The 15,766-nt window shown below is 60.1% G+C and carries 20 protein-coding genes and 1 pseudogene; 7 read left to right on the top strand and 14 right to left on the bottom strand.

The annotated features are described in order from the left end of the window. Positions 1-101: 101 nt before the first annotated feature. Entirely contained in the window at positions 102-554 is a 453-nt protein-coding gene (gene mntR / locus D6850_RS17615) for a manganese-binding transcriptional regulator MntR (RefSeq protein WP_121168931.1), read from the top strand. 42 nt (positions 555-596) lie between these two features. On the opposite strand, the gene D6850_RS17620 is transcribed toward mntR, so the two are convergent. From D6850_RS17620 to D6850_RS17680, 14 genes are read right to left on the bottom strand one after another with little or no spacing between them, the layout of a single operon-like run. Continuing rightward, positions 597-1,691 carry a cytochrome c oxidase assembly protein gene (locus D6850_RS17620; protein ID WP_121168932.1) on the bottom strand — a complete coding sequence of 365 codons (1,095 nt, stop codon included), beginning with the start codon at positions 1,689-1,691 and terminating at the stop codon, positions 597-599. A 38-nt stretch (positions 1,692-1,729) separates the two neighbouring features. Beyond that, positions 1,730-2,725: a cytochrome c oxidase assembly protein gene (locus D6850_RS17625; RefSeq protein ID WP_121168933.1), complete on the bottom strand. Its 996-nt coding sequence runs from the start codon at positions 2,723-2,725 to the stop codon at positions 1,730-1,732. Further along, positions 2,722-4,674 (bottom strand): penicillin acylase family protein, encoded by a 1,953-nt coding sequence (locus tag D6850_RS17630; RefSeq protein WP_121168934.1) that lies wholly within the window; start codon positions 4,672-4,674, stop codon positions 2,722-2,724. The genes D6850_RS17625 and D6850_RS17630 overlap by 4 nt, the downstream gene beginning before the upstream one ends. A gap of 24 nt (positions 4,675-4,698) precedes the next feature. Continuing rightward, on the bottom strand, positions 4,699-4,866 hold the full coding sequence (locus tag D6850_RS19575; protein ID WP_166434118.1) for a hypothetical protein: 168 nt from the start codon (positions 4,864-4,866) through the stop codon (positions 4,699-4,701). Then, the gene (gene lnt, locus D6850_RS17635; RefSeq protein WP_245964247.1) at positions 4,866-6,434 is read right to left on the bottom strand and encodes an apolipoprotein N-acyltransferase; all 1,569 of its coding nucleotides are present in this window, start codon (positions 6,432-6,434) and stop codon (positions 4,866-4,868) included. Before lnt ends, D6850_RS19575 begins: the two co-directional genes overlap by 1 nt. Continuing rightward, positions 6,431-6,934 carry a signal peptidase II gene (gene lspA, locus D6850_RS17640; protein WP_206019315.1) on the bottom strand — a complete coding sequence of 168 codons (504 nt, stop codon included), beginning with the start codon at positions 6,932-6,934 and terminating at the stop codon, positions 6,431-6,433. The genes lnt and lspA overlap by 4 nt, the downstream gene beginning before the upstream one ends. Continuing rightward, complete coding sequence (locus D6850_RS17645) at positions 6,918-7,700, bottom strand: ZIP family metal transporter (protein WP_121168937.1); 783 nt, start codon at positions 7,698-7,700, stop codon at positions 6,918-6,920. Before D6850_RS17645 ends, lspA begins: the two co-directional genes overlap by 17 nt. 26 nt (positions 7,701-7,726) lie before the next feature. Beyond that, on the bottom strand, positions 7,727-8,182 hold the full coding sequence (locus D6850_RS17650; RefSeq protein WP_121168938.1) for a DUF411 domain-containing protein: 456 nt from the start codon (positions 8,180-8,182) through the stop codon (positions 7,727-7,729). A gap of 3 nt (positions 8,183-8,185) precedes the next feature. Further along, positions 8,186-9,508, bottom strand: coding sequence for a peptidoglycan DD-metalloendopeptidase family protein (locus D6850_RS17655; protein ID WP_425452414.1), 1,323 nt, complete (start codon positions 9,506-9,508; stop codon positions 8,186-8,188). 47 nt (positions 9,509-9,555) lie between these two features. Further along, positions 9,556-10,182 (bottom strand): SCO family protein, encoded by a 627-nt coding sequence (locus D6850_RS17660; RefSeq protein WP_121168940.1) that lies wholly within the window; start codon positions 10,180-10,182, stop codon positions 9,556-9,558. Continuing rightward, positions 10,182-10,649 (bottom strand): copper chaperone PCu(A)C, encoded by a 468-nt coding sequence (locus D6850_RS17665; RefSeq protein WP_121168941.1) that lies wholly within the window; start codon positions 10,647-10,649, stop codon positions 10,182-10,184. The genes D6850_RS17660 and D6850_RS17665 overlap by 1 nt, the downstream gene beginning before the upstream one ends. Positions 10,650-10,672: 23 nt before the next feature. Next, positions 10,673-11,332 (bottom strand): DsbA family protein, encoded by a 660-nt coding sequence (locus D6850_RS17670; RefSeq protein ID WP_121168942.1) that lies wholly within the window; start codon positions 11,330-11,332, stop codon positions 10,673-10,675. Continuing rightward, positions 11,329-11,751, bottom strand: a complete 423-nt coding sequence (locus D6850_RS17675) for a disulfide bond formation protein B (protein WP_121168943.1) — start codon at positions 11,749-11,751, stop codon at positions 11,329-11,331. The genes D6850_RS17670 and D6850_RS17675 overlap by 4 nt, the downstream gene beginning before the upstream one ends. Before the next feature lie 5 nt (positions 11,752-11,756). Then, the gene (locus tag D6850_RS17680; RefSeq protein WP_121168944.1) at positions 11,757-12,323 is read right to left on the bottom strand and encodes an SCO family protein; all 567 of its coding nucleotides are present in this window, start codon (positions 12,321-12,323) and stop codon (positions 11,757-11,759) included. A 214-nt stretch (positions 12,324-12,537) separates the two neighbouring features. On the opposite strand from D6850_RS17680, the gene D6850_RS17685 reads away from it, so the two are divergent. The 6 genes and pseudogenes from D6850_RS17685 (at position 12,538) to D6850_RS17710 (ending at position 15,708) form a co-directional block, all read left to right on the top strand. Continuing rightward, positions 12,538-12,966: a MerR family transcriptional regulator gene (locus D6850_RS17685; protein WP_121168945.1), complete on the top strand. Its 429-nt coding sequence runs from the start codon at positions 12,538-12,540 to the stop codon at positions 12,964-12,966. A gap of 1 nt (position 12,967) precedes the next feature. After that, positions 12,968-13,294, top strand: a complete 327-nt coding sequence (locus D6850_RS17690) for a YnfA family protein (RefSeq protein WP_121168946.1) — start codon at positions 12,968-12,970, stop codon at positions 13,292-13,294. Between the two features lie 165 nt (positions 13,295-13,459). Further along, positions 13,460-14,080, top strand: a complete 621-nt coding sequence (locus D6850_RS17695; protein ID WP_121168947.1) for a cation efflux transmembrane domain-containing protein — start codon at positions 13,460-13,462, stop codon at positions 14,078-14,080. 87 nt (positions 14,081-14,167) lie between these two features. Beyond that, positions 14,168-14,275, top strand: a pseudogene (locus D6850_RS19960) (transglutaminase); the annotation flags it as partial. A gap of 133 nt (positions 14,276-14,408) precedes the next feature. Next, positions 14,409-15,374, top strand: coding sequence for a cation diffusion facilitator family transporter (locus D6850_RS17705; RefSeq protein ID WP_121168948.1), 966 nt, complete (start codon positions 14,409-14,411; stop codon positions 15,372-15,374). Further along, entirely contained in the window at positions 15,346-15,708 is a 363-nt protein-coding gene (locus D6850_RS17710; protein WP_121168949.1) for a SpoIIAA family protein, read from the top strand. The genes D6850_RS17705 and D6850_RS17710 overlap by 29 nt, the downstream gene beginning before the upstream one ends. Positions 15,709-15,766: the final 58 nt, after the last annotated feature.

Genomic DNA, 15,766 nt, shown 5'->3' on the forward strand with positions numbered 1-15,766 from the left:
TCGTATCACAGGGTCCTCAAGATCAAAAGTTAGACATGGCTAATTTATCTACCCAAAGCAAACAAGTTGTCAATCCCACTGTTTCGCGGCAAAGTCCGGATATGACAAAGCCGCAATCACATGGGCGTGAACCGTTCGAATCCGTCGACAGGGCTCCCGAGGCACAGGCCGAGGGCTTTGCAACCGTGCGCCAGGCACACGAGAGCGAAATGGCAGAGGATTACGTCGAGCTGATCGCGGAGTTGATCGAGACGCGCGGAGAGGCGCGGCCAGTCGATATCGCCGAACGTCTCGGAGTGAAGCCGCCGACCGTCACCAAGAACATCTCGCGATTAAAGGCGGCTGGCCTGGTCCGGCGTGAAAGATACCGCGCAATCTTTCTTACAGCAGAAGGACAGGCACTGGCTGAGGCCTGTCGACGGCGGCACAGGATCGTTGTTGCGTTTCTTCTCAGCCTTGGGATCGATGAGGAAACTGCGGAGTGCGATGCCGAAGGAATCGAACATCACGTCAGCGATACAACGCTAGAGGCATTCGAACGAGCGCTGAGGTAGTCCCAGGATCAAGAGGAGTGACGCTCAGGTTCCCGACTACAATCAGACCATCACGACCACGGTGGAGGCAACGCCTATGATCAACGCAATTATTGTTGGCACGATCAGCGCCAGCAATAGGCCGGTGCGCTGATTTCGAACGTTGGCATCAGGACCCGATCGTGTCCTAAAGGTACCATCGGAAGTCTGCAGCAGAGCGCCGCTTCTGTCCAAGCCACGGCCGATGCGCTTCTCTTCGATACGGTTCCAGTCATAGACGACGATCAGCAGCGCGACGATCCCCATCATGCTTGCGGGAACCCAAAGAACGATGCCGCCTCCGGTCTCGTCCGCGAGCGGGGCTATGCCGTAGAGCCGTCCTTCGATATCGTACGCTGTGTAGAGAACCGTGGTTTTGAAGGTCGTGAGAGCGCCGAGCAGGATGTTGGAGATAATTGTCATGAAAAGAATAATTATGCGCAGGAAGTGAGAAGGCTCGTCCGGCCGGTCACGTTCGGTGAATATGACGGCGAAGAAGAGAAGTCCTGCGGCCAGCATCGTCAAATGCATTGCCCAGTGAATGACGTCGTTGACGATAGCGGCATTATGGATGGATGGCACCTGCCAGACATATAGAGACAACACAAACAGCACGGTGGCAATCCACGGTTGCCGCAGGCGGCGATATGTACGACCCACAAGACCGCTCGACGCCAACGGCGATAAAATGCCAGTCCGAATAATCCTTGGTAGACCCGCAGCCATAATTGCTGCGGGACGCGACAGCATGATCAGCATTGGGCCGAGCATCCGCAGAAAAAGATGCTGAACCTGATGCGCCACGAACAATCGCTCGCCCATCGGGTCAATAGGCGATTGCAGCGAAAGAAATATCGCTAAAAGTCCTGTTGCGAATACGATGTGGCGCGCGATGGAAGCCGTTCTGCGCACCCCAGACCGCCGAACGGCGCCGCGAAGATAGATCGCGCCCAGCAGGACCAGGGGACCGCTGACCTCGAGAGTCGGATTCCACGCTGCCCAGACAGCACTACCATCGAGGGCGCGTCCTCCATGAGCCCAGGCGACGCGAGGCAATACAACCGCTAGCCACCCGGACACAAAGGCCCTTATTGCCAAACTCTTTATCTTTTGGGTCATGCCAGAGGCTCCCGCATCGCTGAGTATCGGTGCAGCTTTCAAAGCGCATAGACGATCGTCATGATCGTGATCATGACGATCGAGAACATTGCAAAAGCGCCCAAAGCGAGTGTTCGGCCCATGTCGCGATTTGGCTTTGTCACCTTCAGACGCAGTTCCTCAGCAGTTTCCGGGAACTCGAGCACCGCGGAATTTGAGCCGCGTGTTAGATCGTATCGGCTATCCCAGCGACGCACTTCCGCCGCATTCCATCCATTGAGGACAAGGATGATCGCGACGATCAGAACCATTGAAGACGGAACCCAGATCGTGTAACCGCCGATGGTCTCGTCGGCGAGGGCACTGAGCAGGTGACTGTTTCCTGCCGTCTGGGAGGACGCGTACAAGGCTACCTCCTTAAGGGTCGTCAGGGAGCCCAAGAAGATGTTTGAGACGATCACCACGAACCCGGATATCAGCCTTGCCCCGCGTCGAGCGCCCTTGGGCGGATCTTTGGGATCGAACAACATGGAGAAATACCAGATTCCTGCCAGAACCATTGACAGATGTGCGATCATTTCGATCGCCGCAATGCGCTGCGCAAGGCCATAAAGTACAGGTACCTGCCAGACGAAGAGCGCCGTCACGAGCAAGACAGTGGCCATCGCCGGATGTGCCATGAACCTGGCGAGGCCGGTCCCACCGAGAGCGCTGACGCGTCGACGCCAGCTTCTTTTGAGACCAGCCTGCAGTACTTGCCAAGGCTGTGACACGGCGATCAGAAGCGGCCCTGCCAAGCGGAGCAGGAGATGCTCCACCTGATGCGCGGAAAAGAGGCTGTGTCCCAATGGCGAAAGGGGCGCGTTGGTCGCAGCCACGATGCAGACGAGACCTGCGAAAAACAGGGCCTGACGCCACGCCGCAGTCCTGCCGAGCATCCGAGATGATCGAGAAAGACCGCGCAGATAGAGCCCTGCGGCAAAGCCGACGAAAATCAAGGTCAGCGGGGAAATCGCATAGCCAAATGGATCATAGAGAAAAAAATACGTTATCATTGCTCCCGCTCTTGCATCGATTTCGAGGACTCGAAAGGTATTGGTGATAAACGGGCTTCTCCGACAGCGCCTCCCCGGGCCAAAGACAGATCCGTCGACATGACGAGGTATTCGCCCTGCGTCCACATCGGAAAGAGATTTTCGAAGAACCGCGAGAACGGATGGCCGGATTGACCGGCCGGGGCGATAAAATAGGAACCGCCTTCTTCCGAAAGCGACATAACCGTTTGAAAGTTGGTGCCCGCTTTGGAGTCGAACGGGTCATTCTCGTCGGATGTGAACAATGTCGAGGTCTGGGTGTTGGGGGCCCCCGATGCCGGTGCTTCCAGAGTTACCAAGTCGCCTACTATCCCGCCCGATCTGATAGGCGACCACGCCATTTTCAAGGTATGTTCCGCGCCCCACGACCAGGCGGACGGATCGGATCCATAGCGATCGACGAGCCAACCGAGGGATTCATCCAAAGCGGCCAGAATCTGGTCGTCGCACGTCTCAAGTGGCGTGGAGGGGCGAATGTCACACCAGGTTGCGCTCCCGTCTCGATTGGACAGCACCGCGTAAAGAAATTCTGGATTCGGCTTGGCCCATAGCTCATTCGTAGCGGGAAATTCATCCTTCAGAATGCGCCTTTGCAGCGCACGCACCCATGCCCAGAAAACCAGCGGCTCCGGCGAAATCCGATCCATGTCGCCATTCCATTGGGCGAGCCTGTCCAGAGTCTCACCGCGAAGCGGGTCGGCACGCGTACTTTCTGTGGAGTCCGTCGGGCTCACAAACCAAATTTCACGGGCCATCAGCGGAAGAAGGGTACGAGCCGCTGAACTGACAGTGTCGCGTTGCACCGCAATCGCGCTCTCCACTGAGAATATCGGCTGTCGGTCGTCAAGAGTGGCGAGCCGATATTCTCGAAACGACGCCGAGCGCGGAGAGAGTGCGCTTTCGGTGCTCGCCTCCGGCCAGCGAGCCACAGACTCACGATCAACTGCCACGACCTCCAGTCCGGCAGGTGAAAGATCGGCGGCTGCGTCTACGGCAAGTTGCGCGTCCGCAGACCGCGCGAAACGGTCAAGCATTGTCAGAAAATTGCCGGCACTCGATACAGAGGGGGTCTCTTGCTGTTCATCGTTCGACGAACCACTTGACCTGAACGCCCAAGCTACACGATCTGTGCGACCGACAACGACGAACGGTATCCCCGGCAAAGTGGCCCCTATGGCAGCCCCTGTCGGAAATTGAAGATCGGCCAAATACCATTCCGAGGGCACCGATAAAGGACCATTGATATCGGCAGCGAGAATCGGAATGCCATTAGCAGTTCGGCTGCCGGGGAGCGCCCAAGCATTGAGGCTGACTTCGGGCAAAGTCGCAAACATTTCGGGTGTCTTGGGCCGATCCGCTGGAAACAGTACATCTGGTGACTCCAACACTCGTTGCCGACCGCTCCTGGGTTGCAGATTGTTTAGAAATGACCGGGCGATCCTGAGACTGTCTTCAGGTCGCCAAACGGAGATCGTTCTCTCACCTGCGATCAACAGTTCGGGTGAACCTCTGCCGCGACCGCCTTCGGATACGAGCCCAATCCAGGCGTTGACACCTGCGGCATAAGCTTCCAGCGCGTCAGAGAGGGAAGGTTCAAGATCGATCGCACGGTCCGGAAGCGGCAGGTTCTCAGCCGCACGTCGCGCCCTGAGAAGCTGACCAAGCCTGTCTTGGGCATGAACGAAGCCGATGGCAAAATAAATGTCGGCGAACGATGCCGCAGTGACGTGCGGTATGGCCGAAGAATCCCTCAGTACTTCAACAGGTCCTTCGATGCCCGCGACCTCAAAGTCTTCGTCGTAGTCAGGAACTGACGCGCTCAGCAGAAAGTAGGCACCACCGGTAACAACCAATCCCGCCACGACGGCTGCGACAAAAGTGCGCAGCAATATGTTGAACAGACGTTTCAATTTAGCACCGATGCAGAAGCGCTTTCATGCGAGAATGCGCAGGAAGATCACCGTAGCGAAAAAGGCAAAAAGGCCGAAGGCAATGCCGAAACCCGTCGCGTATTGCAACATATCGAGGCGGTTGCCTTTCCGCCGCCGTGCGAGAAGAGCACCCCAGGTCGCCCCACCCACGATGCCCACAATCACCAACATCACGTTCCCTCCGTTTTTGAGTTTCTTGCCCTGCGGACCCGTCCCGCCGCCCCGGCAGTCTTGATCAAGATCCAGCACCCTACGATGAGCACCAGAAGGGTCCAGTCGCCAAGCCGCGCGTAGAGTGTGGGAGCGCGCGCGCCCGGCAGCCTGGCATCGATGATCCCTGTTTCCCCGGTATCGAGCCGCGCGACGACATCACCGTTGGCATCGACTATCGCGGATATTCCGGTGTTGGCCGCACGAACGACAGGAAGACCTTCCTCGACAGCGCGCATGCGGGCAGAAGCGAGATGCTGCTCGGGCCCGATGCTTGTCCCGAACCAGGCGTCGTTGGTCGCGTTGAATATCCAGCCGGGCCGGAACAGGTCGTCGACCACATGACCGGGAAAGATGATCTCGTAACAGATCGCCACGGCGACGAGTGGAGCGCCCGGGAGCGCGAGTGTGCGAGGCCCCGGCCCGGGGGTGAAGTCGCCCAATCCCTCGGTCAGCCGCTCGAACGGCAGCCAGTCTCGGAGGGGGACATATTCACCGAACGGGACGAGATGATGCTTTGCATATCCAGTCAGAATCTCCCCGCTGCTGTCATACGCCTGGACGGTGTTGAAATAGCGGGTGCCGTTATCGCTCTCCACGCGATCAGGTGCCCCGGTGAGAAGGAGCGCACCCTTCGGCAGAGTTGCCGCGATCCGAGCGCGGGCTGCCTCGTCCTCGTCGAGAAAGCCGGGAAAGGCCGTTTCCGGCCAGAGGAGCACAGTTGCATTTCCGGGACTCGACGAGAGGTCGATATATCGCTCAAGGGTCGCTTCCCGGTTTCCGGGTGCCCATTTTTCCCGTTGCGACACATTGCCCTGTACGACGCGCAGATCGATGCCGGTCGCAGTTGGTGCGCCAGTTCCGAGGCGGAGCGCACCGGCCCCCCAGATTCCAAGAAAAATCAGCCCGCACAGGACAGCGGGCCGCCTTCGTGTATGGGTCGAGAAAGCCGCCCCCGGCAAAGCGCCGGCAAAGACGGTGAGAAAGCTCAGTCCGTAGCTCCCGATCCACGCAGCGGGCTGGCGTAGTGGGGCATAGTCGACGAGCGCGTAGCCGGCCAAGTTCCACGGAAATCCTGTCAGCACATGACCCCGCAGCCACTCTGCCGCCGTCCAGCAGGTCGCGAACAGCAGGCACGCCGCAATACCCCCGAGCCGCCTCCGCCGCGCGATGACGGCAAAAAGGGCCGCTGCCATGGCCGGGAAGATGGCAAGGACCGCTGACAATCCCGCGACGGCCGGAATCGCCAGCGCACCGAAACGATCAGCATCGACATAGAAGCTCTCCGCGATCCAGGAGATGCCGAACCCGAACTGCCCCAGACCGAATGCCCAGCCGATGAGGAAGGCACACTTGGGCGAAACGGTTCGGAGGACGGGGAAAAGCGCGGAGAACACGACAGGAACCGCGATCAGCATCGAAAATGGCGGGAAGATCAAAACCGATGATCCGCCAGCCGCGAACGCAAGGCCCATGCGCAGGAGCAGGGCATCGCCCTGACCTATGAGTCGCACCGAGCCCGGTTTCATGGACCGGTCTGACGTTGCACGGCCAACCATGGCGCGACGAGCAGCAGCCCCACGCCGCCGACCACGAACACGTCGGCCATGTTGAAGGCAGGCCAATGTGCCGACTCGATATAGAAATCGAGGAAGTCCGTCACTGCACGATATTGCAGGCGGTCCACGATATTGCCGAGCGCGCCGCCAATGATCGCGCCATAGGCAAGGGCCTCGACCCGGCTCGTTGCACGGACCATAAGGACCGCCAACCAGATACAGATGCCAAGCGCCACCACGACGAGGCTCCACCACGGCGCACTGCCGAAAAGCCCGAACGTCACGCCATCATTGCGCAGGAAGGTGAGATTGAAGCCGGGAAGGACCGGGACACCTGGACTTAGCGCCGCTGCATTGGCGACGACCATCGCTTTCGTTCCCTGATCGACGGCAAGAGCAGCCAGAGCGGCAAACATGCCGATTCTGAGTGATGGTTTCTCTATAGCCATCGCATCACCCCAGCCAGACATCGAGAAACAACATGATCACGAGGCCCACAGCGAGGCCGAGAGTCGCTCTGTTCTGATGGCCGGAACGGTGCGTCTCCGGAATGATCTCGTGACTGATGACATAAAGCATTGCGCCCGCCGCAAAGGCGAGGCCCCACGGAAGGAGCGGCTGCGAGAGGCTGATAATGCCTGCGCCGAGGAGCCCGCCAACGGGCTCCACGAGCCCGGTCAGCGCCGCGATACTCCAGGCACGCAGCCTCGAGTAACCTTCTCCCAGCAACGAGACGGCCACTGCCAGACCTTCGGGGGCGTTTTGCAGTCCAATGCCGATCGCGAGAGGCAGCCCGCCGGAAATTCCATCCGCCCCGAAACCGACCCCGACGGCAAGCCCCTCAGGAAAGTTGTGGATCGTGATCGCGATGATGAAAAGCCAGACGCGCCGCAGCGAGGCGGCATCCGGGCCTTCGCGCCCTGACCTGAAATGCTCGTGCGGCAGTTTTTCGTTCATCAGAGCAACCGCACCCATGCCGAGCAGGATCGCGAGGCAGACGATCGCTGCGGGCGTGGCACCGTTCTCGAACTGTCCTTCGGCCGCGTCCAGAGCCGGGATGATCAGCGAGAAGAACGAAGCCGCGAGCATGACCCCCGCCGCGAATCCAAGCAAGAGATCACGCGTCGCACGAGACGGTATGCGCCCAAAGAGCACAGGCACGGCGCCGAACGCGGTAAGCGAACCGGCGGCCAGGCTTCCGAGAAAGCCAAGTGCTATCGGGGAGAGGGGTTCCAATTCCTGAATTCTTGCCGCGCAGTCTGTCAGGCGCTCTGATAGCTGCTGTAGACCTCGGTCGACCCGTCTTCGCGGATCAGGAAAACATCGTAGGCCTCACGGTCGTCTTCGGGTCCCATGCCGGGCGAGCCGTAAGGCATTCCCGGAACCGCCAAGCCGACCGCCCCCGGGCGTTCCTCGAGCAGGCGTTGAATGTCGGAGGCCGGCACGTGGCCTTCGATCACGTAGCCGTCGACCAGGGCCGTGTGGCAGGAGACCATGCGCTGCGGCACGCCCTTTTCGAGCTTGAAACGCACGAGAAGCCCCCCGAACATGTCCTCACCCGTCGGAGCGAAACCGTTCTCCTTGAGGTGCTCCATCCAGGACAGGCAGCAGCCGCAGCCGTTGGTCTTTCGAACATCGATCGGGATAGCTTCGGCGATGGCCTGCGCCGCAGGAAGCAAGGCCATTGCGATGGCGAGAGCGGGAACATGTCGTTTCATGGATCAAAGCCTTTCGGTTGTCGTTTGAGCAATTTCGCTGGCAAGCCTTTCGGCAAGAAGTGTGCGCGCCTCGTCCAGCCGCGACAGCGCAGCCGTGTCGTCCGCTTCGCGTTCGGCGGCCTCCGCGAGCCGTTCGTCCGAGAGAGGATCGGTCGGGCGACCATCCACCAAAACTTCGTAGTGCAGATTGGGTCCGGTCGCGGTGCCGGTCGCGCCAACCCGTCCGATCAAATCTCCGGCCATCACGCGCTGACCTTGTGCGAGATCGTCCGGCACGGCGCTGAGATGCGCATAACGCGTCACTGTGTCGGAGCCATGCGCGATCTCGACCACTCGTCCATATCCGCCGCGTCGGCCTATGAAGCTCACCCGGCCAGGAGCTGTCGCTTGGATCGGGGTCCCTCGCGCAGCCGCGAAATCGACACCCGTGTGCATCCGAACATTCCCGTAGACCGGGTGTGTGCGGCGCCCGAACACGGAACTCAGCCGCGCACCTTCGACCGGTTGTGCAAAGACACGCAGCACCTCTCCGTCAATATAGATCGTCGCCCTTCCGCTGCCGTCATTGGGCCAGACGATTTCGTAGACGAAGTCGCCAGTGTCCAACGCCGCGAAAGCGAGCTCGGGCTGGCCAATCCTCTGGGTCCCGTCGCGTGCCTCGCGCCAAAGAAGACGTACCGTTTCGCCGCCCACAAGCTCGCGCCGGAAATCCACGGTCCCGCCCAGCATTTGCGCCAGGTCAACCGCAAATCGGGCAGGGATGTCGGCCTCGGCGAGCGCAGCAAAGATCGAGCTTTCGATCACCGCCTCGCCAGCGAAGGTCACCAGTTCGGAGTTCGGTTCCACGACGCGTGTCGCAAGCTGCTCGCCGAAGATCACCTCGATTCTTACGCCGTCATCGACGGCGAGTTCCACACGGCGCGGGTTTCCGTCCGTCGTGGAAACAAGGGTGATCGAATGACCCGGACGCAGACGACGCAGGTCGTATTCCGCACCGAGTCCCAAGGCGATCTCGGCGCGGTCCGGAGCCGCTAGTCCGGCATCGGCAAGGACAGCATCGAGCGTCTCGCCCGACGCAATGGTACGCGACCAAGTGATCAGGGGAGGGGCGATCGATGGCAGTGAGTTGTCTGCGAGGGTGACGGGCGGGAGTTCCGCGGGTCTGAATTCGGGAACGACGTCCGCCCGCATCTCTGCGGGGCGAACCAAATTGGAGGCGGAAAGCTGCGGTGGAGCGAGTGGATCAGGCGTCCAAAGGCTTGCCGCCGCGAGCGCAGGTGGCACCGGTTCCTTTGAGAAAACACCTGTGACTCCGACGACCGTCATCGAAACAGCACCTGCAGCCACCAGTCCCGCCGCTAAATTTCTTATCCTCATGTCGCCCCCGTAGTTTCTTCCTTCAGCGCGCGGCGGATCTTCGGCACCGCAAATTCCCTTGGTTCGTGATAATCGATCATGGTGACGAACTGCCCCTTGGCGTCGAACAGGAAGACGCTCGCGGTGTGGTTCATCGTGTAGTAGTCACCGTCGGCTGCCACCTTCTCATAGGTCGCGCGGAAACCGTCTATCGCCCGCGCGATCTGCTGCTCCGGGCCTGTCCAGCCGCGGATCGCCTGGTGAAAGTAGCCAACGTACTCCGCCATCGCATCCACCGTGTCGCGCTCAGGGTCAACCGTGATGAAAACCACGTTCATCCGCTTGGCCTCTTCGCCCAACTCGTCCAGCCAGCCTGAAATGTCCGAAAGCGTGGTCGGGCACACATCCGGACAGTAGGTGAACCCGAAAAAGACCATGCTCGGACGACCGATCAGCGTCTGCGGACCCACGTCGTTGCCATCGTGATCGGTCAGGCGAAAATCCATCGCGGACAGAGACAAAGGCCGCTGTCCGGTCGGCTCCGGCGCGCCGGGCCCATCCTCGCGCCACCAGCCGACGAGGAGCGTCAGACCGAGGGCGCCGACACCGGCTGCGCCGTATCGAAAGACCTGCCGTCGCTGCATTAGCCCTCCGGTCCGCGCGAGGCGATTCCGAGGATGGGAACTTCGGCGGTCACTTCGCCGCCATCCGAGAATTCCAAGGTCAGCACGAAGGTCTCACCTTCCGTCATCGGCTCCTGCAACTGCATCAGCATCGCGTGCAGGCCACCGGGCGCCAATTCGATGCTGTCCCCTGGGGCAATCGTGATCTTGCCCGCCGGAGCCATGGAACTGACGCCCTCGGCATTGGTCGACGTTTCGTGAATCTCGGGCATCACGGCCAGCGGCGTCTCCAAGCCAGTCAGCGTCACCGGCGCGTCGCCGGTGTTGCGAACAGTCATGTAGGCGGCACCCGGCCGGTTGACACCGATCGCGGCGCGGGACCACGCGCCTTCGATAACGACATCCTCCGATCCGGCCATTAGCGGAGCCGAAAATCCTGCGACAGCCAGAAGCGCAGCCAACGCGTTGGTGCGAATCAGTTTTTCCATCGATCTGTTCCTCTTGCCATTTATCAGGTTTTAGCGGCCGCGACTTCCGCCGCCACAAGTCGCCGCAACTCAGCCTCACCGAACGGATCAAGCGGTTTGCCGTTCACGAAAAACGTCGGCGTCTGCTGAACCCCGACGGTTTCGACATCGGCGCGGTCCTGATTGAGGACCCCCACGACATCGGGCGCGAGCATTTGTGTTCGCGCGGCCTCGACATCGAGCCCCCCAGTCGCGGCGATCTCCAGGATCAGGCCGGGTTCCGGCGCCCCATGCGATGCCCAGCGGGGCTGCTCGCGCAAGACCGCCTCCAGCACAGGTTCGAAAACTCTCTGCATGCGTGCCGCCTCGAGCACACGGATCGCTTCTTCCGAGGCCTCACCATGAAACGGCGTGTAGCGGATCACAACGCGCACGGCATCCCCATGCCGCGCCATGATGTCTTCGACAACCGGATAAAATGCGCGGCAGGCCTCGCAGGCCGGATCGAAGAATTCGACTATGGTGACAGGCGCATCCTCGGGTCCGAGTATTGGAGAGTAGGGCCGGATCAGTGCTTCGGCGAGTTCCGGGGCGACGGATGCTGTTTCGACGGTCGGTGTGGGGCGGGTTGCATACCATGCGGCGCCGCCGAAACCGGCAGCACCGACCGCGAGAACGGACAGGATGAGGCCACGTCGATTCATTCTTGTTTTTCCTTCAGTGAGTAGGCTGACAGCAGACCGATCAGCGTGAAGGCGGCGAGCGCCATAAGCGGAATCGGGATGCCGAATAACAGTTGATTTTCGTCGGTGCAGGACGGGCCGGTCGCGGTGCAGGGCTGGATGCGTTCGGGGATCAGGCCGACATAGAGACCCAGGTGCCAAAACGCGACGGAGGCACCACCAAGTGCCAACGCGATCCCGTAGCGGCCGACGCGCCGGTCCTGCCACCAGAGTCCAAGCCCAAGGATGACGGCCAAGGGAAACATGAAGGCGCGCTGGAACCAGCAGAGCACGCAAGGCGTCTGCCCCAACACTTCGCCGATGAACAGCACGGCAAACGATGCGATGAGCGCGGTGATCCACGCCAGAGCGAGGGCGGTGTCTCCAGAAAGTCGGTTCATGGCGGTCAGATCCTCTCTCTCAGGTCGGCGAGGATCTCTTCCGCCGGCGTGCCGTAGGACCAGGAGTTCGCAAAGCCTGCCTCCGGATCAAACAAGAAAAGATGCGACGTGTGACCCATCGTATAGCCACCCGGTGCGGCGGCTTGCTCGATCCGCTCATAAAAGATCGGAAAGGTCTCGGATGTCTCGACGATCTGGTCCGGTGTGCCGGTGAGCCCGATGATGCCCGCGTCGAACAGCGGCACATAGTCTGCAAGGGCCATCGGCGTATCCCGTTCGGGATCGATCGTGATGAAGATCGGTTGCACCATTGCCGCATCGTCTCCCAAACCCTCCATCACGGCAGCGACTTCGGACAGCGTTGTCGGGCAGACGTCGGGACAGTTGGTGAAGCCGAAGAAGACCAGCATCCACCGTCCCGCGAAATCCTCCTCTGTCCGGACCATGCCTTGATGATCGGTCAGCTCGAAGTCAGCAGAAAATGGCGGTTCATTCTCGGCTCGGGCTCGGTCGGCGCGGTAGTCGGACCATAGCAGTAGCCAGATGAAAACGAACGCCGCCGCGCCCGCCAAAATCCACAAAATCTTCTGAAGACCTGAAAGTCTCACGCCATCCCGCCCGATATCGATTCTATATTTTGAGCGCGTTTACATCCTCTAGCTACTGTAGGTTCAAGCCTCATTGTCATCGATCGGCCAACAATCACCGATCTGTGAAAGCAAAATGCAGATTGTAGTGCGAGCCGTCAAAAGCTACACCGACTGTAGAATATGTAGAGGGCCTTAAATGCTGACGATTGGGACGCTGGCGAAGAAGACCGGAACGAAAGTTCAGACCATTCGGTATTACGAGCAGATCGGGCTCATGCCGGAACCGGGGAGGACCGAAGGTGGACAGCGGCGCTATGGTGACGCCGAACTCGATCGCTTGTCATTCGTCCGGCACGCGCGCCAACTCGGATTTTCGCTTGATGCGATCCGTGAACTGCTCGACCTCAGCGATCATCCTGACAAGTCTTGCGCCGAGGCGGATGCAATCGCCCGTCGACAACTCAAACAGGTCGAGCAACGATTGGCCCGGCTCGAAGCGTTGCGCACAGAATTAAAGCGAATGGTGCGTGAGTGCAGCGGCGGACAGACTTCCGATTGCCGCGTGCTGGAGGTGCTGCGAGATCATTCCGAATGCCTGACTGAGCACCAGGACATTGGCGCCTGAGATGCCCGCTGCGCTTGTCTATCCGCTTGCGGCGCTGGCTGAAATTGCGGGGTGCTTCGCCATCTGGGCCTGGTGGCGTCTCGGTGCCTCCGCACTTTGGATCGTACCGGGCGTTGCTACCCTCGTGGTGTTCGCCTGGTTGCTGGCGCAAGTCGAAACAGGTGCCGCCGGCCGCGCGTTCGCCGCCTATGGCGGGGTCTATATTGCGGCCTCGGTGCTTTGGATGTGGCTGGCAGAGGGACACCGACCGGATCGGTGGGACATACTTGGCACCGCTGTCTGTCTGTTAGGAGCCGCAATTATTCTTGCCGCTCCGCGCGGTACATAAGAAAATATTCTTTAGACTATGATTGTAGCTGCAAAATTGACAAGTCTCGCGCCGAATTGGATTCCCTTCGCCCACAGGCAAAACAAATTAATCGAGGAACTACCGGAACAAGAGCCATTGGCTCGAGGTTTGTCTGCGATAAACCAATCGGATTGAATATAGTTTATGACAGACCAACAGAACGCATCAGAAAAACGCACACTCTGGATCGTTCTCGGCCTCAATGCAGGACTTGCCATTGCGTTCTTCGCTTCGGGTGCATTCGGCGATTCCAGTGCGCTTATCGCCAATGGACTCGACAATCTTTCCGACAGTTTTGTCTATGCGATCAGCCTGTTCGCGCTATCCCGTTCCGCCAAATGGAAGCGGGGCGCGGCTAACGTTTCCGGTGGCCTGCTGATCCTCTTTGCCCTTGGCATTCTCTATGACGCCTGGCGCCGCTATGTTGGTGGATCGGATCCTCTCGGTACGATCATGATCGTCATGGCTCTTGCGGCCGCAGCCATCAACACGGTTTGCGTTTGGTTGCTGTCCCGCCTTCGCGACCCGGATGTGAACATCCGTGCGGCGAATACGTTCAGCTGGAACGACTTCGCCGCCAATCTCGGGATCGTCGTCGCAGGCGGACTCGTGGCTTGGCTAGGAACGAACTGGCCTGACCTCGTTGTTGGCGTAATCGTCGCCGGCATCGCGGCCTGGGGCGGTGTAGGAATCCTGAAAGACGCACATGGCGAACATCACAAGGCGGTGCACGACGACGATCAGGAAAAGGGAGACACCGCTTGAAATCAGGGCTTGAAGCTACAGTCACTATAGATACTACATTTCCCCGTAACTGATACGAGGAAAGAGCCTATGGCCCCAGCCATCCGCTACGAAAAAATTGGTGCCGCCTACGACTTCGTCCGAAACGAGATCGCCTTTGACTACAACCGCGCCGACGACATTCCGGCCTCTAAGGTGCCTGCCGATTGGTATGGTGCCGGGACCGATTGCCTGAGCGCACTGCCGATCAGGTGGACGGGGGAGAGCACGTATGTCCGGATCTGCGTCGGCCGGGTCCCACACATTCCCGAAACCGAGCGACCAAATAACATCTACAAGGAGGCTTCTCGTGCCGCATGATCACGGCCATGCTCATATCGACCCCGAGTCCGGAGATCGCCGCGTCTCTATCGCGATCTGGGCAAACGGACTTCTCACAGTCGCGCAGATCGTCGGTGGCATCCTCTCCGGCAGTCTCGCGCTGATCGCCGACGCGCTGCACAACTTCTCCGACATGGCATCGCTGGTCATTGCATTCGCCGCGCGCAAGATCGCGCGGCGACCGGCGGACGAGCGCATGACCTTCGGTTACGGCCGGGTCGAGATCGTCGCCGCGCTCATCAACTACACCACGCTGATCCTGATCGGCTTCTACCTGATCTACGAGGGCGGGATGCGGATGATCGACCCGCCCGAGGTAGCCGGATGGACGGTCGTGATTCTCGGCGGGGTGGCGCTGGTCGTGGACACGCTGACGGCGCTACTCACCTACTCAATGCAGAAGGGCAGCGTGAACATTCGCGCGCTCTTTCTGCATAACCTATCGGACGCGTTGGCATCTGTCGCCGTGATTGTCGCCGGAACGCTCATCATCCTCTACAATATGTGGTGGGTCGATCCGGCGATCACAATCGGCATCGCGCTCTACATTCTCTATCTCGCCTTCACCGAGATCGGTGGGCCCATACGGACGCTAATGCTGGGCAGCCCGCCGGACATGGACAACGAGGCCGTCGTCGAAGCGATGCGCGGCGTGGAAGGGGTCAGCGACGTCCATCATGTGCATCTTTGGCAGATGCAAGAGCACGAGGCCGCGCTCGATTGCCACGTCGTCCTGACGACGGACGGCTGGGACCGTATCGAAGACATCAAGGCCGCGATCAAGGACCGGCTGAAGGATGATTTCGGGATCGGCCATTCCAGCCTCGAGTTCGAGCACATGGACCGCGCGCACGCAAACGCCGACCTCTATGGCCACGGCAAACCCGAAGGAAAGGAAGAGACTCATGTTCACCGAGACACAGACAACGCATGACGACGTGATCGGCCTCGCTTGCGAGGGCAAGCTGAGCGAGAGCGATCTGAAGCGGATGCACGCCTTGCTCCACGAGCGGCTGCAAGGGGCGAGCAAGCCCGGCCTCGTCCTCGATCTCACGAGGTTCGAAGGCTACGAGGGGCCGTCAGCGCTGCTGGAGGATTTGAAGATCGACACTGCCCATACAAACGGCTTCCATCGCGTCGCCGTGGTGGGCGAGGGAGCTCTCATGGATTGGGGCACCAAGCTCGCCAATTTTCTGACCAAAGCGGAGCTTGGTCAGTTCGACCCGGAGGAAATGGAGGCCGCGGTCGCCTGGGTGCGTGAAATGTGAGCGATACCTGAACCGCGACTCCTATTGGCGTTGAGGGTAGGGCGCTTTGGCTGGCGGG

The organism is Roseovarius spongiae (assembly GCF_003651245.1).
GTDB lineage: Bacteria > Pseudomonadota > Alphaproteobacteria > Rhodobacterales > Rhodobacteraceae > Roseovarius > Roseovarius spongiae.